Source organism: Pigmentiphaga daeguensis (assembly GCF_039523035.1).
Classification (GTDB): domain Bacteria; phylum Pseudomonadota; class Gammaproteobacteria; order Burkholderiales; family Burkholderiaceae_B; genus Pigmentiphaga; species Pigmentiphaga daeguensis.
In genome coordinates this window covers 372,924-389,922 of the sequence record NZ_BAAAEN010000002.1, presented here as the reverse complement: position 1 = coordinate 389,922, position 16,999 = coordinate 372,924, and the positions used below count along the sequence as shown (strand labels likewise).

The window sequence follows — 16,999 nt, the reverse complement described above, 5'->3', positions numbered from 1 at the left end:
CCCTGCCCCGACTCTCCCTGCTGGCCGCGCTGGCCTTCGGCGCGGCCACGGCCCACGCCGCCACCGACCGCGCCCGGCCCGCGCCCTGCCCCAAGGACGTTCCCGCCGACGCGCGTTGCTATAACGGACAGGACAGCGAAGGCGCCTATTACTGGATCGCGATCCCCCGCGACTGGAACCGGGTGCTGGTCATGCACGCCCACGGCGGTCCCGACCTGGGCCCCTCCACCCTGAAACGCAGCCAGGAAGACCTGACCCGCTGGGCCGTGACCGTGAAGGCGGGCTATGCCTGGGCCGGCTCGTCCTACCGCCGGGGCGGCTATGGGGTCACCATGGCCGCCGAGGACACCGAGCGCCTGCGCCGCCTGTTCGTCCGGCAGTTCGGCCAGCCCCGGCGCACCTTGCTGCACGGCCAGAGCTACGGCGGCGGCGTGGCCTCCAAGGCGGCGGAGCTGTATGGCACCGTCGAAGGCCGGCCCGGCCCCTACGACGCCGTACTGCTGACCAGCGGCGTGCTGGGCGGCGGCAACACCGCCTACGATTTCCGCCTGGACCTGCGCGTCGTGTACCAGTACGTCTGCCGCAACCATCCGCGCCCCGACGAACCCCAGTACCCGCTGTGGATGGGGCTGCCCAAGGATTCCACGCTGACCCGGGCGGACCTGGCCGCGCGCATCCGGGAATGCACGGGCGTCGGCCAGCCGGCCGCGCAGCGCAGCGCCGAGCAGGCGGCCAGGCTCAAGACCATCCTGTCGGTGGTGAAGATTCCCGAACGCACCTTCGTGTCCAACATGAACTGGGCCACCTGGCTGTTCCGGGATCTTACGCAGGAACGGCTGGACGGCCGCAATCCCTTCGGCAACGAGAAGGTGGTGTACGGCGGCTCGCCGGACGATGCCGCGCTGAACGCCGGGGTGGCCCGCTATCGCGCGGATCCGCTGGCGGTGGGACGGCTGATGGTGGACAGCACGCCGGGCGGCAGGCTTGCCATGCCCGTGCTGACCCTGCATGCCATCCATGACCCGACGGCCTTCGTCGAACTGGAATCGGCCTACCGCGAACGGGTCGACCGGGCGGGCAGCGGCGACAAGCTGGTGCAGACGTTCTCGGACGAGGCCGAACACAGCTACCTGAGCGAACCCCAGTACCCCGCCTTGTTCACCGCGCTGATGGACTGGGTGGACAAGGGGGAAAAACCGACGCCCGAGAAAGTGGCGCGGCTGTGCAAGGGCTATGAACGGGACTACGGCCACGGCGGCAAACAGACCTGCCGCATCCAGGTCGGCTACCAGCCGCCGCCGCTGTCCTCGCGGGTCCCGCCGCGCTAAGGCTCGATGCCCAGGCTGCGGATGAACGGCACCCAGGTCGCGCGCTCGTTCTTCTCGAACGCCAGGGCCTGGGCCGGCGTGGATGGCGCCATGATCTCGGCCGTCTGGCGCTGGGCGAACTGGACCACCTGCGGGTCGGCCAGGACACGGTTCAGCGCGGCGTTGAGCCGGGCGACGATCGCGGCCGGCGTGCCCGCGGGGGCGAACACGTTGTTCCAGGTGTAGCCCTTGAAAGCCGGCAGGCCGGCCTGCGCGAACGTCGGGACGTCGGGCGTCGAGGCACCGCGGCGATCGACGCCGTTGGCCAGCACCTTGACCTTCCCCTGCTCCACCAGGCCGGCCATGCTGGGCAGCGTCACCAGCATCATGTCGACCCGGCCCGCGGCCAGGTCGGCGGCCGCCACGGCCGCGCCCTTGTAGGGCACGTGCATCAGGTCGATGCCCGCGGCGCGCGCGAACGCGGCGCCGGCGATGTGGTTGATCGAGCCCACGCCGCTGGACGAATACGTCATCGACTGCGAGCGCCCCTTGGCCGCCTTGACCAGGTCGGCCAGCGAGCCCGGCCCGCCCGCCGGCACCGCCAGCGCCAACGGGGTGCGCGAAACCAGGCCGATGGGCGCCAGGTCGCGCTCCACGTCGAACGGCAGCGACTTCTGCAGGCCGACGTTCATCACCAGTTGCGAGCTGGTCCCGAAGCCCAGGGTGTAGCCGTCGGGCGCCGCCTTGGCGACATAGTCGGTACCGACCACGCCGCCCGCGCCGGGCTTGTTCTCGACGATCACCGGCTGGCCCAGTTCGCCGTACAGGGTCTTGGCCAGTTCCCTGGCCATCGCGTCGTTCACGCTGCCCGGCCCGAACGCCACGATGAGCCGGATCGGCCGCGACGGATACGCCGGTTCCTGCGCCTGCAGCGCGGGCGAGGTGGACAACATGGCCGTCCCCAGGACGGCAAGCAGGATGGTCCGCATATCGATCTCCTATTCGGGCAGGATGCCCAGTTCCCGGATGGCGCGTCCCCAGCGTTCCTTATCCTCGGCCAGGGAGGCCTTGAAAGCGGCCGACGACATGCCCGGATACTCCAGGCCCATCGCATCGAGCTGGCGTTCGACCTCGGGCAGGCGCATGACGCGGTCGAGTTCCTTCCATAGCGCCTCCCGGATCCCGGGCGCGAGGCCAGCGGGCCCGAGCACGCCGTACCAGTTGACCACGCGGAATCCACGCACCGTCTCGCCCACCGTGGGAATGTCCGGCAGCACGCGGGCGCGCTTGTCCTCGGTCACCGCCAGTATCCGCAGCTTGCCGGCCCGCACATGGGGCAGCAGCAGCGAGCTGCCGCCCGCGAACAACTGGGTCTCGCCCTGCAGGAGCGAGGTCACCGCCGGGCCGCCGCCCTTGTACGGCACGTGCAGCAGGTCGATGCCGACCGTGCTCGCCAGCGAGGCCAGGGCCAGGTGGTTGATGCTGCCTATGCCGCCCGAGCCGTAGGTGATCTTGCCGGGGTTCGCGCGCGCATGCGCGATCAGGTCAGCCAGGCTGCGGAACGGCGACGAGGCGGGCACGGCGATCGCGGTGGTCGCGTAGACCAGCATGCATACCGGCTCGAAGGACGCCACCGGGTCGAACGGCAGTTGCTTGTACAGCGCGCCGGCCATCGCATGCGTGGACACGCCGCCCATCTCCAGCGTGTAGCCGTCGGCGGGCGCGCGGGCGACGGCCGCCGCCCCTATCGTTCCGCCCGCCCCGGGAAGGTTCTCGACCACGACGGCCTGCCCCGCGGACGGAAAGAGCTGCTTGCCCACCAGGCGCGCGAGGATGTCGGTGGTGCCGCCCGCCGCGAACGACGAGATCAGCCGGACAGGACGGCTCGGATAGGCGGAGGACGCGCCGGAGGCGGCTGCAACCGGACGCAGCATCGAGCCGGCCGCGAGCGCCAGCATGGCACGACGGGATAAGTTGCCAGTCCCCATCGGGGTCTCCTTCATTCATTCTTCATGGTCGCGCCCCTCTGCGGGGGTCGCCGGGGCGCAGTATAGGAGCGCCCTCCGCCGCCGCTGCCACTCCGCACGCGAGCATTCCGTGTCACGGAACGCGGCGATTCCGGAAAAAGCCGGCCCGGCGCTATCATCGGGGCGCCAGCACATGGAGGAAACGGCAGGCATGTCCGAAACGAACGCCATCGGGCCGGTGGTCCGGGCGCTGAACATCCTGCGGGCGCTGAACCACCAGCCGCAGAGTTCGCTCCAGTCCCTGCACCAGGCCACCGGACTGCCCAAGTCCACCATCCACCGCCTGCTGGCCACGCTCAAGAGCGAGGGCTACGTGCGCGCCGACGTGGTCAAGGGCACGTACACGCTGACCGAGAAGGTCCTGTGCCTGAGCGAAGGCTTCTCCGAGCCCGAACTGGTGGTGGAAGTCGGCGCGCCCATCGTGCTCAGGAACACGCGCGCCACCGGCCTGCCGCTGGCCCTGGGCACCCTGGACCGCGGCCACATCGTCGTGCGCTACAGCTCCATGCCCTACAGCCCCATCGGGTCCGAGCACACCACGGTCGGCCACGTCCACGACCTCGTGCATTCCGGCATGGGGCAGGCCTACCTGGCCTATTGCGGCCAGGCCGAACGCGACCGCCTGCTGCAGTGGATGCAGGCCTCGCTACCCGAACCGGCCCTGTGGCCGCCGGTCAAACAAGACATCGAGCATCAACTGGCCACCACGCGCCGGCGCGGGTACGGCCTGCGCAAGGGCCAGGGCCGCGGTTCCAGCACCACGCTGGCCGTGCCGCTCGCCCACGGCGACCGCGTGCTGGGCGTCCTGTCGCTGACCACCTTCAGCGCATTGCTGACCCCGGAGCGCCTGCGTGAATGCGTGGACCAGCTCGATCGGACGCGCCAGGAAATCTGCGCCGCCGTCGACGAGCGGCTCGCGCTCGGCTGACGCGTTCCGCGACACGGAAAGAAGCGGCGGCGAGATTCTGCGCCGCCGCCGCGCGGAATTAAGCTGTCGTGCCGCGAGGCGGCCCGTGCGCCGCCCCGTTCCCACTCTCGTCAGGACTGGAGCCTCGCTTGAAACTCGCCAGCTACGCCACCTTCGACCGGCCCGACGCCGCGCGCGTCGGATTCGTGATCTCCGATTCCGAACTGATCGACGCCGAAACCGCATGCCGCCAATTCGCACCCGACTTCCAGGGCCCCCTGGACATGCACCGGCTGATCGAAGCCGGCCCCGATTTCTGGGACCAGCTCCGGCAGGTACATGCCGCGCTGGGCCAGGCCGGGCTGCCGCGCCTGCCCATGGACACGGTCCGCTTCCTTCCCGCCGTGCCGCGCCCCTCGAAACTGTGCTGCCTGGCCCTGAACAACAGCGCCAACACCGACCGCATCGTCAAGGGCCCCAAGCACCCGGCGGTCTTCACCAAGCCCTGGTCGGCACTGGCCGGCCACGGCGAACCGATACGCCTGAAGCCCCACTACGGCCGCGTGCACCCCGAACCCGAACTGGCGGTCGTGATCGGCAAGCTGGCGCGCGACATCGACGCGGCCGACGCCTATGACCATGTGTTCGGCTACACCATCCACAACGACCTGACCTCGCCCACCATGCGCGACGAGGACAGCTTCCACTACCGCGCCATCCATCCGGCGCTGGAAGGCGAAGGCATCCGCTACGTCGAAAGCCACGTCTCGTACAGCGGCCGCTACAAGGGTTCGGACACGTTCTCGCCGCTGGGCCCGTGGATCGTCACCCGCGACGAGATTCCCAACCCGCACGCGCTGGACATCTCGTGCCACGTCCGCGACGAACAATACGCCAGCGACAACACGGCGAACCTCTTCCACAAGCTGCCCGAGGTCCTGGCCTTCGTCTCCAGCTACATGACGCTGGTGCCGGGCGACGTGGTGTCGATGGGCACGGCGCTGGCCTCGGGCGGCAAGCCCGGCCGGGCGGTCCAGAACGCCGACCTGAACAAGATCGGCGGCCCCGTCAGCGTTACCGTGGCGGGGATAGGCAAGCTCAGCAACCCGGTGCAGGCGGGCTGACGCCCCTATTGCTGCGACAGCGGCAAGCCGCGGCTGCCGGCATAGAACACGATCAGCACCACGCCCTGGTCGCCGGTCACGCCGCGGTGGTATTCGCCCACCATTTCCGGCAGGACGTCGCCCTGCTTGAGCAGGCGCGTCTCGCCCGTTTCCTTTTTCTCGACCGTCAGTTCACCCGACAGAACATAGGCCGCGTTCGGAATGGGATGGGTATGCCAGGGCAGCGCGCTGTGGGCGGGAATCGTGATCCGAAGCACCGTCAACATCGGCGCGCCGGACGGATAGGCCACGTAGGGACGGCCGTCCCACGACGCGCCGCTCTCCATCAGCTTCTCGACCTGCACGCCGGGCGATTCCGCCGCCATGCCCGTGCCCCCGGCCAGCGCCAATGCCAGCGCGGCCAGTCCCCCCACGATCCGTTTCATGGCGATGTCCCCTTGCCTTGATTATTATGCGGCGGCCCATGTGCCGTCCGGATCGCACGATACCACCGGTGGCGGCGCCGGCGTAGCGCCGCGCGCGGATCAGGCGTCGATGTCCACTTCCTCGCACCACAGGTCCCAGCACCGCTTGAGCTGGCCGCGGTTGGTCTCGGTGGCCAGGTCGGACTCGGTCTCGGACAGGTAGCGCACATTGTCCGAGATCCGCATCGCCCCCAGTTGCATGCCCGCGTTGACCTCGGCGTACACCGCCCGGTAGATGGCTTCTTCCAGGCTGGTCCCCACCATGGTCGATCCATGGCCGACCATCAGCACCGCGCTGGCGGGTCCCAGGGTGTCGGCCAGGTGGCGGCCCAGGTCGTGGTCGCATATCAGCATGTCGGTCTCGCGGCCGGTCGCCTCGCGGATGTCGAACTTCGCGGTGCGCGTCAGGAACCCGGCCATGTGGAACATGGGCTTGACGGATACGTCGGTGGCGGCGATGGTGATCATGGCCGCCGAGTGGCTGTGGACCACGGCGCGGACGTCGGGACGGGTACGGTAGATCTCGCCGTGGATGAAGCGTTCCAGGTACAGGCGCCGGGTATCGCCGCCCACCGGGTTCGAATCCTCGTCCAGCTCGACGATATCCGCTTCCTTGACCAGGTTGGGCGCCCGGTTGCACGAGATCAGGTAGTGGCCGGCGATCTCGGGGTGCCGGCAACTGACGTGTCCGAACCCGTCGACGATGCCTTTCAGGTAGAGGATGCGGTTGGCCCGCGCCAGGTTGCGGCGCGCCTCCAGCACGATTTCGTTCATGAGCATGCTCCCCGTTTCCGCTCGTAGTATCGATCGCATATTGTGCACCCGAAGCGTGCATCAATTTTCTTGATCTTCGACATCAATCCGGCTGACCGACTCGGCGGCCAGCCTGTGAAATACTCGGCCCCAACAAGAGAACATCCGGAGGACACGCATGACCCCAACTCCCCTCGCGCGCGGGCTGGCCCTGATCGGCGGCGGCCTGGCGCTTTCGTTCGCCCTGGCCGCCACCGCGGCCGACAACTGGCCCACCCGTCCCATCACCTTCGTCGTGCCCTCGTCGCCCGGCGGCGGCACCGACATCTACGCCCGGCTGCTGGCCGAAGGCGTGGGCAAGGCGCTCAGGCAGACCGTCGTGGTCGAGAACAAACCCGGTGCCAGCGGCAACATCGGCGCGGCGGCGGCGGCGCGCGCCACGCCCGACGGCTACACCTTCCTGGTCTCGGCCACGCCGGCGATCGCGGTCAATCCCTATCTGTACAAGAACCTGCCCTACGACGCCGAGAAGGATCTCGTGCCGGTGGCCCGCGGCGTGGACGCGCCCCTGGTCTACGTCGTGCCGCCCGGCTCGCGCTTCAAGACGCTGGACGACCTGCTGGCCGCCGGCAAGAGCGAACCCGGCAAGCTGGCCTTCGGATCGGCCGGCCACGGTTCGCCCACCTTCCTGGGCGTGAAGGTCATGGAAGAAAAAACCGGCGCCGCGTTCACGCACGTGCCGTACAAGGGCATGGCGCCGACCATGCAGGACTTCCTGGGCGGACGGCTCGACTTCCTGCAATCGGACGTGGCATCCGTGCTGCCCCACATCAAGTCCGGCAAGGCCGTCCCGCTCGCCATCAGCAGCAAGTCGCCGCTGTTCCCCAAGGTGCCGGTCTGGACCGACAAGGGCCTGCCCGACGTGCCGCAGTCCTTCAGCGTGATGGCGCCCGCCGGCACGCCCGACGCCGTCATCCAGAAGATGAGCCAGACCGTGGTCAAGGCCATGCAGGAGCCGTCGGTCAAGCAGCGCCTGATCGAGCAAGGCTATCTCCCGGTCTCGGACACGCCGGCCAGGTTCAGCCAGCAGTTGAAGGAAGAACGCGCGATGTGGAAATCGCTGATCGAGCGCAACCACATCACGGTCGAATAAACGGCCCGCCGGCGCTCAGCCCTGCGCGATGCGGGCCAGCGCCTTCCTGAGCCAGGTCGCCCCGGCATCCTTCCTGTGCCGGGAATGCCAATGCTGGTGGACCACGTAGCTGGGCGACTCGAACGGCAGGTCCACCGCCATCAGCGGCGCGAAGCGCATCAATGCACGGCTCAGGCGGGCCGGCACCACGGCCACCAGGTCGCTGTCGGCCAGCAGGTGCTCGATGCCGGCGAAACTCGATTGCTCCAACCGGATGTTGGGCCGCGCGCCCAGCTTCTCGGCCGCATGGTCCTCCCAGCGCCGCCGGTTGCGGCCCCGGCTGGCCACCGACAGGTGCGGCAGCCGCAGGAAATCCTCCACCGGCATGCCGGCCCGGAGCGCCGGATGGCTGGCGCGCCCCAGGCAGACATAGTGCTCGCGATACAGCCGCTGGCGGATGACCGATTTGCCCATGGTCGGCACATGGCCCAGCACCAGGTCCAGCGTGCCTGACTCCAGGTGCCAGGGGGTATCGGCGGTGATCTCGATCTGTTCCAGGCTGACGCCCGGCGCCTCGCCCGCCAGCAACGAGCGTAGCCCGGGCATCAGCACATAGACGCCGATTTCGCTCATCGCCACCCGGAAGTGGCGGGTCGCCACCGCGGGATCGAAGGCATCGCCCTCCAGTGCGCTGGCCTGCAACAGCTGCTGGGCCTGCTTCAGGCCCGGATAGATGGATTCCGCCTTGATGGTCGGTATCATGCCGACGGCGCTGCGCACGAACAGGTCGTCCTGGTAGATCTCGCGCAGCCGGGCCAGCGCCATGCTGACGGTGGAAGGATTCATCCCCAGGCGCGCGGCCACGCGCGCGATGCTCGCGACCTCGTACAAGGCGGTGAATATGCTGATCTGGCGATAGTCGGGGAAACTCCTGGCGTCCGCGCCCTTGCGATCGTCGTCCATGTCGGGGGGCCTCAGTCTTCGTCCAGTTCCGCGAACCGGTCGGCCAGGTGCTCGACCAGGGCCCGCACGGCAGGCAACAGGCCGCGCCGCGATGCGAATACCGCATGGATGATCTCGCGCGGCGGCGCCCAGCCGGGAATGACGTGCACCAGTTCGCCGCTGACCAGCTCGTCGCGTACCATCATCGCCGGCAATTGCACCACGCCGACGCCCGCCACGGCGGCCGCGCGCAGCGCCGGCATGCCGCGCGTGATCAGCCGCGGGTGGTGACGCACGGCGGCATGCGCGCCGTCGGGTCCGATCAGGTTCCAGACATACTCCTGCTGCGGCACGCCCAGCGCCATGCTGGGCAGGTCCGCGAGATCCGCCGGCACGCGAGGGATGCCGTTCCTGAGCAGCTCCGGGCATGCCACCAGGTACTGCCCGCGGTTCGCCAGCACCCGCATGACCAGCCCGCTGTCCTCGAGCGGCGGCGGCCGCACCCGCAAGGCGATGTCCAGGCCCTCTCCCACCACGTCCACCCGCCGGTTGGTCTCCTCCAGATGAACTTCCACGCGGGGATGGGCAACCATGAATTCGGCCACCATGTCGGCCACCCGCGCATCCAGCAGCGCTACCGGGCATGACATGCGCACGGTGCCTCGCGGCTCGGCATGCATCACGGCGATGGCCTCGTCGGCGGCCTCGGCCTCCACCAGCATGGCCTTGCAATGGCCGTAGTAGGTCTGGCCGATCTCCGTCACCGCGAAGCGGCGGGTCGAGCGCTGGATGAGCCGGGCCCCCAGGCGTTCCTCCAGCAGCGCGATGCGGCGGCTGAGCTTGGACTTGGGTATGCCCAGGGCGCGCCCGGCCGGGGCGAAACCGCCGTGGTCCACCACCTGCACGTAGTAATAGAGATCGTTGAGATCCTGCATGTCCATCGTTCCTTAAATAGAACGCTCCATGCGAATTCTGCCACCTACCGGGCGTTTCGTCCCGTCCATATCATGTCTACATCGACCGTTACCACGGTTCCTACCAGGAGATCGGCATGAAGAAAATCCTCGGCGTCTACAGCGCTCCCCGGCCCCATTGGGTGGGCGACGGGTTTCCCGTGCGCTCGCTGTTCGGCTACGACGGCCTGGGCCGCCACCTCAGCCCGTTCCTGCTGCTGGACCATGCCGCCCCCACATCCTTTCCGCCCGCCGCCCGTCCGCGCGGGGTGGGCCGCCATCCGCACCGGGGGTTCGAGACCGTCACGGTCGTCTACCAGGGCGAGGTCGAGCATCGCGACTCCACCGGCGCCGGCGGCCTGATCGGCCCGGGCGACGTGCAGTGGATGACCGCGGCCGGCGGTATCCTGCACGAGGAATTCCACTCGCGCGCCTTCACCGAGCGCGGCGGCACCATGGAAATGGTGCAGCTGTGGGTCAACCTGCCCGCGCGGGACAAGATGAGCGAACCGGGCTACCAGACCCTGCTCGACGCGCAGATTCCCTCGATCGACCTGCCCGACGGCGCCGGCCGCGTGCGGGTGATCGCCGGGGAATACGGCGGCGGCAAGGGCCCGGCCCGGACCCATACGCCCATCGACATGTGGGACATCCGCCTGGCGCAGGGCGGCCACGCCCGCTTCGACGGCACGCCTGGCCACACCTTGGCGCTGGTCGTGCTGCGCGGGACGGTGCTGGTGAACGGCGAGACCGTGGCGCGCGAAGGACAGCTCGTCCACTTCGAGCGCGATGGCACCGGTGTCACGCTGGAGGCCAACAATGATGCCGTCGTGCTGTGGCTGGCGGGCGAACCCATCGACGAACCGGTCGTGGGCTATGGTCCCTTCGTCATGAACACGCAGGCCGAGATCCAGCAGGCCATCGACGACTACAACGCCGGGCGCTTCGAGCGCGCCGCGGCCTGACTTCCCGGGAGCGCCGCTCCCGGCCCCTGCCCGCGGGGCAGCCTTCGCTTGCCCCCGGCAAAAAGCAGCTCATCATCGCCGGCGCAACCTGATCACCAGCTACAACACGCTGAATCCGTCGAAGTAAGCGGGCGGGCAGGGTCGCCCACAAGGCGCCCCGGCCCGCGCCCTCTCCTACTCCGTCACGCAGGCGAAGCTTGCCGCGTCGCCGACCGGCCCTTCGCCCTTGTACTTAGGCCATCCCGGGAACCGGCACATCGGCCGCGTCCGGGCCGCGCCCGGGTTGGCATCGATGGCGGTCAACACGCCCGGCGCGGCTCCCCGCTCGACCCAGCCGGTCAATGCCCCCAGCGCGTCGTAGGTCGCATTGAACGGCCCGAAGCCATGTCCCAGGCCGGGCACCACGTAGAAGCGCGCGAACCCGTCGACCGTGGACTGGCCCTTGCCCGCCACCAGCTTGTTCCAATAGACGATGGAATTGTGCGGCGTGATGAAGTCGTCGGCGGTGCCGTGGATCATGATCAGCTTGCCGCCCTTCTGGATGAACGGCCCCAGGTCGACGTCGGACACGTCCATGATGCCGCCCACCTCCTTGATGCGCGTCTCGTAGGTCTTGGGATCGAGCGTCATGGGATCGAAGTTGACGTCGCGGGTGATGATGTACTTGGTCGTGGCCGCGCCGACCGAGTACAGCAGCGCCTCCTTGCCCGACAGCGGGTTGGAGGGCTGGGGAACGGTGCCATAGGACGACACGTTGAACAGCGCGCCTTCCAGTATCGGCCAGCGTTCGAACTGGGTCATGCCGGCGATTTCCACGCCTGGCTTGTAGGGCGAAGCGATCGTCTCCACGCCCGCTATCTGCGCGTCGGACAGGCAGGTGTCGCCCATGTCGCCGCCCCCCGCGCAGCGCAGCGTGGCGCGCACGCCGGCGATGCCGAACGCCGCGTCGCAACCGGCCACGTTGCTGATGACGCCGTCCTTCAGGCCGTCCAGCGGATCGCAGGCGGCATAGACGGCATCGGTCAGGAGCTTGACCTTGGCCGCGTTCATCCAGTTGGCGCCGCCGTTGCCGTACATGGCGCGGCCCGCGTTCAGGGACCCCAGGTGCAGCATGGTCACGTTGTAGGCCGGGTAGTTCGACACCACGCCGTCATAGTCGTCGGGATAGCGCGCCGCGGCGTCCAGCGCCTCGTGGCCGCCCTGCGAAGCGCCGATGAAATAGAAGCGCTCGGGCGCGGCGCCGTAGCGGGCCTTGATCAGCGCCATCGCCACGTCGTGCGTCTTCTTGATGGACAACTGGCCGAAGTTCATCAGCGACTCGGCGTTCAGCGCGAACGAGGCATCGAAGCCCGCGCTGGACTTGTGACCGCCGTCGCTGCCCAGGGTCACGTAGCCCTGCGCCAGCGGCGCCTTGGAATCGGCCGGCTGCAGCGGATACTTGCCCAGTCCCGTCACCAGCGAACCGTTGAACGCCCCGCCGCCCAGTTGCAGCGCGCGCTTGTTCCAGGCCGTGGGAAGGTTCACCTGGAACTCCAGGTTGGGCGCGGCCGGATCGACCGGCATGACGATGCCGCGCACGGCGCAGTATTCGCCGTTGGCGTTGCCCTCGGCATCGGCCTTGACCAGCGTGGCCGACTGCACCACGGCGCCCGAGGTCGGCTTGCCGATCTCGGCCTTGGCGATCATCCTGCCGTTCAGGTCGCTGCACGACTGGGCGGCGGACGGCCCCGGACCGGGGTCGGATGGCGTGGGTGCGGGGTCATCGCTGCCGCCGCAGGCCGCCAGGGCGGCGAACAGGAATGCGGAGAGCGGGACGTGACGGATCTTCATGGATCTCCCCCGGATGCGAGTTTCTTGTCGTTCTCGCGCACCCACCAGCCCGGACACGAGCCATGGCGCGCGTCCGGCAAAGATGCCTCAATTGATTAACAAAGTAAATAATCAAGTCACCTTACTTTGTATCAAGGCCGGATCCGTGAAAGCGGGCCCGACCGGCCCGCTCCTGCTACTTCTTGTCCGTCGCCTGCTTGTAGGCGCGGCGCGCGGCCTGGAGCTCCGCGCCCGAGATACCGAGCTCCGCCATGGACTCCGCCAGCATGCGCAGCAGCCGCTCGCGCTGCCGGATGCGAGCGGTCTCCACACGCCGCGTCCGCTCCAGCTGACGCGCCGTCGCGTTCAATCGCCGCTGGATGGCTTCCTGCGCCGCGCCTTCGGCGTCATGGCGGACAGCGATCGTCTCCTGCATGTGCTTCTCCCGTGTCACCCAGCGATCCGGCGGCTGCGCTGCGTCAAGCCGTCGCGATGGCGGGCGCGTTCTCGGCCTCGCCGATTCCGGCCTGCTGCCCCTCTTCGGCGCGGAAATTGCGCAGGTAGAGGAAGAACTGGCCCATCATCTGCGTCCAGATCTGCGCCGCGACGGCCAGGTGGTTGGGCGACACGCCGCCGGCCGCCACCACGTCCATCTCCAGCACGACGAAATCGCCATGCTGGGAAACGCGTGCGAAGCGCTTGGTGCGATGCCATTCGGTCAGCAGGCCGGCCGGAAGTTCGCCGCCCTGTACCCGCAGCGGGCAGCTGAAGGTGAAATCGGCGTACTGGTCCTTGGCCTGGGCGTTGCCCCAGAGCACCTGGAAGCCGACACCGTGACTGGCGCTGTGCAGGCGGACCACGCCATCCTGTTCGATCGGGGTCACGGCGCAGCCGGCGGCCTTGATGGCTTCGGCCACCTGGTCCGCGCCGACGACAGTCAGCACCGGGGCTGCGGTGGTTTCCACGGCGGCTTGGTTATCGTTCTTGCTCATGTTCTGTCCTGATGATGAATGATGTTCAGTTGGCCTTGCTCATCGCGGCATCCAGCGCCGCGCTGTCGATCTTGACCGAGCCGGCCGGTGCCAGCCTGGCCATGTAGGCCTCGATCAGTTCCTGCTTGCGCTGCTGCCGCAGCACCTGTTGCAGGCGCGGCCTGACCTCGTCCAGGGTCGCGGTGCGCGGCGCCTGCGAGTCGAGCAGCTTGAGTACATGTATTCCTGCCTGGGACTGGACCGGCTCGCTCACCTGGCCGGGCTGCAGCCGGGAAACGGGTTCTCGCACCTCGGGCAGCAACTGCGCCAGGGGCAGGGTTCCGACGTCGCCGCCGCGCGCCGCCGAGCGCTCGTCCTGCGAATGCTTGCGCGCCAGTTCGGCGAAATCGCCGCGGCGGGCCTGGGCCGCCAGATCCTGCGCCTGTGCGCGGGCCTTGGCCACCGCAGCGCCGTCGTCGGCCGGCGCCGCCAGGAAGATCTGGGCTACGTGATAGGCGGCGGGAAGCTGGAAGCCCTCCTTGGCGCGTTCGTAGGCGGCGCGCACGTCGGCCTCCGAGGGATAGCCTTCGGGAAGCTGCGCGACCGAATCCAGGTACGAGGTGGCGACGATGCGATCCGTGACCTCGCGTACCGCCGCGTCCACGCGCGTCTTGATTTCCGTGCGCTTGTCCCAGCCCTTGGCCTGGGCCTCCTTGAGCAGCGCCTCGCTGGCCAGGCGCTGGCGCAGCCAGTTCTCGAGACCGGCGCGATTGCCCTTGACGGCATCGCGCTCGGCATCGGGCATGCCGCGCAGGAGCTGCTCGACCTCCTGTTGCCTGATCGAGACGCTGCCCACGCTGGCGACCGCAGCGCCGCTGTCCGCTGCGTGAGCCGTGGCGGCGACGCCCAGCCAGGCGGCGAACAAGGCCGCCAGGACGGCCGGCATGGAGTGCGTGGAGGGGTTCTGCTTGAGTTTCATGACTTCGACTTCCTTCTCTGATCGTGACTGCTACGCGGTGATGACGGTGCCGTGGCGGCCGGTGTGCCCTATTGCAGCGAAACAATGTGACAAGACCACCTCGGCCGACACCAGCACCCGCACCGCGCCCGGGCTACTGCGCCGCGGCGGATGCCACGCCACGGGCGTCGAACCGGCCCTCGTACAGCTTGTCGCCGAACTGCTGGGCCGTCTCGTCCAGCCTGACCCGCGCGGCGCCCGCGAACGGCTGGCGCGCGGCCAGCACGGTGCCGACATCCATGGTTTCGTAGGCATGGAGGATCTCCTTGCCCACGGCATACAGCTGGGCGTTCTTCGCCTCGCACTGGCCGATCGCGGTGCGCTGCGCCGACGTCTCCGACGCCAGGCGCTGGCGTTCGGCCTCCGATGCCCGGGCCATCTTCAGCAGTTCGTCGTAGGCGTTGCGGTACTGGGCGACCTGGGCGCCCGCCTTCTCCAGGGCGGCCTCGGCCTGTTCCTTGAGCTGCACGCTGTCATCGCGAGCCTTCTGCCGCGACTCGCGCTCGGCCGCCAGTTGGGCCTTGGCGCGCGACAGTTCCTCCTTCATCGCCGCCAGTTCGTCGGACTTGGCCGGCGCCGCGGCGGGCCCCTGGCCGGCCTTGAGCGCAGCCAGTTCGTTCTGCGCCTGCTGGAGCTGGGAGGTCGTGATGCGCAGCTGGGCCCGCAAACGTTCCTCCATGCTTGGTGCCTGCTGGGCCTGGACGCCGCCGGCGGCGGCGAGCAGCAGCGCCGCCGCGCAGGCGGCGCGGCGCCCTGCGGCCGCCGACGGCACTATGGATGCGAAATGCACGTCGTTCTCCTTAGAAGCGGGCGTTGAACTCGACCTGCAGCATGTCGACGGAGAACGGCGCGCCGTAGACTTCCTTGGTCGACATCCAGCGGCCGGTGAACCAGGTGTTCTTGTCGATGGCGTACGAACCGCCCACGTAGTAGCCCTTGGCGTTCGTTCCCCCCAGGTGGAAGGACGAATCGTTGTAGGCGTCCGGCAGGGCATCGGGCTCGATGCGCTTGTAGCCGGCCAGCAGGTTCCAGTCGCCGCGCGCGACCGGCGCGGGCTTGCCGAACGTGACCTGCAGCATGTAGGCGTTGGCGCCGCTCCTGAAGTCCGAACGCCCGGTGCCGCCCGTGCCGCCGAAGTTGTTGACGATGCCGCCGCCCGAGCGGGTCCACATTTCGTCGGCGTCATAGGCCAGGTTGCGGATGTAGTTCGCATCCAGCCTGAGTCCGTAGCCGCCGGCGACCTTGGTGTCCCAGCGCAAGTTCAGGTCCAGCAACTGGAACTTGGACGCCAGTCCGACGTATTGCGGCATCTTCGTGTTGGCGGGATCCAGCGGATCGAGCGAGATATTGCGCAACAGCATCAGCGTGTTGCCCTTCTGCATGAAGGCGGGACGCGACCAGTCGGTGCTGCAATGGTCGGCGCCGGCATACAGGGCGCAGGGCTGCGACACCTTGCCGCTGATGTTGCGGAAGTCGTAGTACGCCACCGCGCCGCGCAGGCGGTTGTCCTCGTTCACCTTCCAGTTCGAACCGATCTGCGCGCCGATCAGCCACTTGTTGTGGCTGCGCGCCTTGTCCTGGCTGGTGCCCGGGAAGCTGTCCGATGAATACTCCAGCGGAATCAGGCCCAGGCTGCCGAACAGCGACACGTCCGGATTCGCCGCGAACGGCCGCTCGGCCTTCACCGCCAGGCCATCGAAATTCAGGTCCGACGAGAACAGGGTGTCGGACGAAAAGAAGGGATTGCCGAAACGGCCGCCCACCACCGTCAGCCAGTCGAGCGGCTTGTGCGCCAGGTAGGCCTGGTCCAGCCAGACGTTCTTCTTGCCCAGGCCGCCCCCCAGTGTCTGGGTGGTCGACACCGGGCTTTCGTCGCTGCCGGTGGCCAGCCTCACGCCCACTTCGGTCCGGTCCGAGAGGTCGGCGTAGACGCCCAGCCGGGCTCGGGCGCGGAACACGTTCTTGCGGTTCTCGCGGGTGTTGATGGTGTTGGGCAGCGACAGATTGGTGTTGCCGTTGACGTCATAGCCGCTGCCCCGGTTGATCGCGGCCCAGTCCACCTCGATGTTGCTGTTGCCGTCCGAATAGAAGCGCGATTCGTTGCGCACGCGCATGTCGCCCTCGATGCGGATGCGCTTGGTCCACTCGGGCGTCTCGTTGGGGGCCGCCCAGCCCTCGGACTTGGCCTGGGCCATGACCTGGCCCTTGATCTCGTCGCGGATCTGGTCGCGCACGGTCTCGGGAATGTACGGGACGCGTACGTCGCCCGGCTCGGGACGCAGCGCGCCGCCGGCGGCGCCGGCCGTGGCGGCGGTCGCCGCCTGGCGCTGCGCCTGCTGCGCGGCAAGCGCCTCGGTCTGGGCCTGCGCCAGCAGCGCCTCGCCCACGTCCTTGGCCAGGGCGCCGCTCTGGATCAGGCCGCGGATCAGGCGGACCATCGCGCTTTCATTGGGCGCTGCGGTCTGGGCCTGGGCCGGGACGGTTCCCAGCAGCCCGACGACCGAGGCAACGGCGGCGGCGATGGCTCGGAGGCCGGGGCGGCCGTGCGTCGCTTGCGCGGCCGGCCGCTGCGCCCGGCTGTGGCTGCCGCGGGTCGCGCGGCGATCGGATGCTGTCGATTGATTCAT

The 16,999-nt window shown here is 68.7% G+C and carries 17 protein-coding genes; 5 read left to right on the top strand and 12 right to left on the bottom strand.

Annotated features, from left to right (window positions below; genetic code table 11):
* The first annotated feature begins 2 nt into the window (after positions 1-2).
* Positions 3-1,328 (top strand): alpha/beta hydrolase, encoded by a 1,326-nt coding sequence (locus ABD104_RS04555; protein ID WP_087841515.1) that lies wholly within the window; start codon positions 3-5, stop codon positions 1,326-1,328.
* Here ABD104_RS04555 and ABD104_RS04550 read toward each other — a convergent pair.
* The gene (locus ABD104_RS04550) at positions 1,325-2,296 is read right to left on the bottom strand and encodes a Bug family tripartite tricarboxylate transporter substrate binding protein (protein WP_087841349.1); all 972 of its coding nucleotides are present in this window, start codon (positions 2,294-2,296) and stop codon (positions 1,325-1,327) included. The two genes, ABD104_RS04555 and ABD104_RS04550, sit on opposite strands and share 4 nt — an antisense overlap.
* Positions 2,297-2,305: 9 nt before the next feature.
* Positions 2,306-3,295: a Bug family tripartite tricarboxylate transporter substrate binding protein gene (locus ABD104_RS04545; RefSeq protein ID WP_132980086.1), complete on the bottom strand. Its 990-nt coding sequence runs from the start codon at positions 3,293-3,295 to the stop codon at positions 2,306-2,308.
* Between the two features lie 190 nt (positions 3,296-3,485).
* Between ABD104_RS04545 and ABD104_RS04540 the strand changes: the two genes are divergently transcribed.
* Together ABD104_RS04540 and ABD104_RS04535 are read left to right on the top strand one after the other, a co-directional pair.
* A complete protein-coding gene (locus ABD104_RS04540; RefSeq protein WP_165963230.1) occupies positions 3,486-4,262 on the top strand; it encodes a helix-turn-helix domain-containing protein in 777 nt (258 codons plus the stop codon).
* A gap of 128 nt (positions 4,263-4,390) precedes the next feature.
* Complete coding sequence (locus ABD104_RS04535; RefSeq protein WP_243724584.1) at positions 4,391-5,365, top strand: fumarylacetoacetate hydrolase family protein; 975 nt, start codon at positions 4,391-4,393, stop codon at positions 5,363-5,365.
* Between the two features lie 5 nt (positions 5,366-5,370).
* On the opposite strand, the gene ABD104_RS04530 is transcribed toward ABD104_RS04535, so the two are convergent.
* Entirely contained in the window at positions 5,371-5,790 is a 420-nt protein-coding gene (locus ABD104_RS04530; protein ID WP_087841350.1) for a cupin domain-containing protein, read from the bottom strand.
* Between the two features lie 99 nt (positions 5,791-5,889).
* Positions 5,890-6,609: a class II aldolase/adducin family protein gene (locus ABD104_RS04525; protein ID WP_132980084.1), complete on the bottom strand. Its 720-nt coding sequence runs from the start codon at positions 6,607-6,609 to the stop codon at positions 5,890-5,892.
* A gap of 151 nt (positions 6,610-6,760) precedes the next feature.
* Between ABD104_RS04525 and ABD104_RS04520 the strand changes: the two genes are divergently transcribed.
* Entirely contained in the window at positions 6,761-7,735 is a 975-nt protein-coding gene (locus tag ABD104_RS04520; RefSeq protein ID WP_087841352.1) for a Bug family tripartite tricarboxylate transporter substrate binding protein, read from the top strand.
* Positions 7,736-7,750: 15 nt separating this feature from the next.
* Here ABD104_RS04520 and ABD104_RS04515 read toward each other — a convergent pair whose 3' ends face one another.
* Positions 7,751-8,677, bottom strand: coding sequence for a LysR family transcriptional regulator (locus ABD104_RS04515; protein ID WP_087841353.1), 927 nt, complete (start codon positions 8,675-8,677; stop codon positions 7,751-7,753).
* An 11-nt stretch (positions 8,678-8,688) separates the two neighbouring features.
* Positions 8,689-9,591 carry a LysR family transcriptional regulator gene (locus tag ABD104_RS04510; RefSeq protein WP_087841519.1) on the bottom strand — a complete coding sequence of 301 codons (903 nt, stop codon included), beginning with the start codon at positions 9,589-9,591 and terminating at the stop codon, positions 8,689-8,691.
* 116 nt (positions 9,592-9,707) lie between these two features.
* Here ABD104_RS04510 and ABD104_RS04505 point away from each other — a divergent pair, with 116 nt between their 5' ends.
* Positions 9,708-10,574: a pirin family protein gene (locus tag ABD104_RS04505; RefSeq protein ID WP_087841354.1), complete on the top strand. Its 867-nt coding sequence runs from the start codon at positions 9,708-9,710 to the stop codon at positions 10,572-10,574.
* 174 nt (positions 10,575-10,748) lie between these two features.
* Here the strand turns inward: ABD104_RS04505 and ABD104_RS04500 are convergent, their stop codons facing one another.
* The 6 genes from ABD104_RS04500 to ABD104_RS04475 form a co-directional block, all read right to left on the bottom strand.
* The gene (locus ABD104_RS04500) at positions 10,749-12,404 is read right to left on the bottom strand and encodes a tannase/feruloyl esterase family alpha/beta hydrolase (protein WP_087841355.1); all 1,656 of its coding nucleotides are present in this window, start codon (positions 12,402-12,404) and stop codon (positions 10,749-10,751) included.
* A gap of 175 nt (positions 12,405-12,579) precedes the next feature.
* Positions 12,580-12,819, bottom strand: coding sequence for a hypothetical protein (locus tag ABD104_RS04495; protein WP_087841356.1), 240 nt, complete (start codon positions 12,817-12,819; stop codon positions 12,580-12,582).
* A 43-nt stretch (positions 12,820-12,862) separates the two neighbouring features.
* Entirely contained in the window at positions 12,863-13,375 is a 513-nt protein-coding gene (locus ABD104_RS04490; protein ID WP_087841357.1) for a YbjN domain-containing protein, read from the bottom strand.
* A 25-nt stretch (positions 13,376-13,400) separates the two neighbouring features.
* Positions 13,401-14,333: a peptidylprolyl isomerase gene (locus ABD104_RS04485; RefSeq protein WP_132980083.1), complete on the bottom strand. Its 933-nt coding sequence runs from the start codon at positions 14,331-14,333 to the stop codon at positions 13,401-13,403.
* A gap of 133 nt (positions 14,334-14,466) precedes the next feature.
* Positions 14,467-15,162, bottom strand: a complete 696-nt coding sequence (locus tag ABD104_RS04480; protein ID WP_132980082.1) for a hypothetical protein — start codon at positions 15,160-15,162, stop codon at positions 14,467-14,469.
* A 10-nt stretch (positions 15,163-15,172) separates the two neighbouring features.
* Positions 15,173-16,999, bottom strand: coding sequence for a putative porin (locus ABD104_RS04475; protein ID WP_087841360.1), 1,827 nt, complete (start codon positions 16,997-16,999; stop codon positions 15,173-15,175).

Bases quoted from the DNA above. Each gene is read 5' to 3' on its own strand.
- ABD104_RS04550 (WP_087841349.1), bottom strand. From the start codon at position 2,296: ATGCGGACCATCCTGCTTGCCGTCCTGGGGACGGCCATGTTGTCCACC.
- ABD104_RS04545 (WP_132980086.1), bottom strand. From the start codon at position 3,295: ATGGGGACTGGCAACTTATCCCGTCGTGCCATGCTGGCGCTCGCGGCC.
- ABD104_RS04540 (WP_165963230.1), top strand. From the start codon at position 3,486: ATGTCCGAAACGAACGCCATCGGGCCGGTGGTCCGGGCGCTGAACATC.
- ABD104_RS04530 (WP_087841350.1), bottom strand. From the start codon at position 5,790: ATGAAACGGATCGTGGGGGGACTGGCCGCGCTGGCATTGGCGCTGGCC.
- ABD104_RS04525 (WP_132980084.1), bottom strand. From the start codon at position 6,609: ATGCTCATGAACGAAATCGTGCTGGAGGCGCGCCGCAACCTGGCGCGG.
- ABD104_RS04520 (WP_087841352.1), top strand. From the start codon at position 6,761: ATGACCCCAACTCCCCTCGCGCGCGGGCTGGCCCTGATCGGCGGCGGC.
- ABD104_RS04515 (WP_087841353.1), bottom strand. From the start codon at position 8,677: ATGGACGACGATCGCAAGGGCGCGGACGCCAGGAGTTTCCCCGACTAT.
- ABD104_RS04510 (WP_087841519.1), bottom strand. From the start codon at position 9,591: ATGCAGGATCTCAACGATCTCTATTACTACGTGCAGGTGGTGGACCAC.
- ABD104_RS04505 (WP_087841354.1), top strand. From the start codon at position 9,708: ATGAAGAAAATCCTCGGCGTCTACAGCGCTCCCCGGCCCCATTGGGTG.
- ABD104_RS04500 (WP_087841355.1), bottom strand. From the start codon at position 12,404: ATGAAGATCCGTCACGTCCCGCTCTCCGCATTCCTGTTCGCCGCCCTG.
- ABD104_RS04495 (WP_087841356.1), bottom strand. From the start codon at position 12,819: ATGCAGGAGACGATCGCTGTCCGCCATGACGCCGAAGGCGCGGCGCAG.
- ABD104_RS04490 (WP_087841357.1), bottom strand. From the start codon at position 13,375: ATGAGCAAGAACGATAACCAAGCCGCCGTGGAAACCACCGCAGCCCCG.
- ABD104_RS04485 (WP_132980083.1), bottom strand. From the start codon at position 14,333: ATGAAACTCAAGCAGAACCCCTCCACGCACTCCATGCCGGCCGTCCTG.
- ABD104_RS04475 (WP_087841360.1), bottom strand. From the start codon at position 16,999: ATGAATCAATCGACAGCATCCGATCGCCGCGCGACCCGCGGCAGCCAC.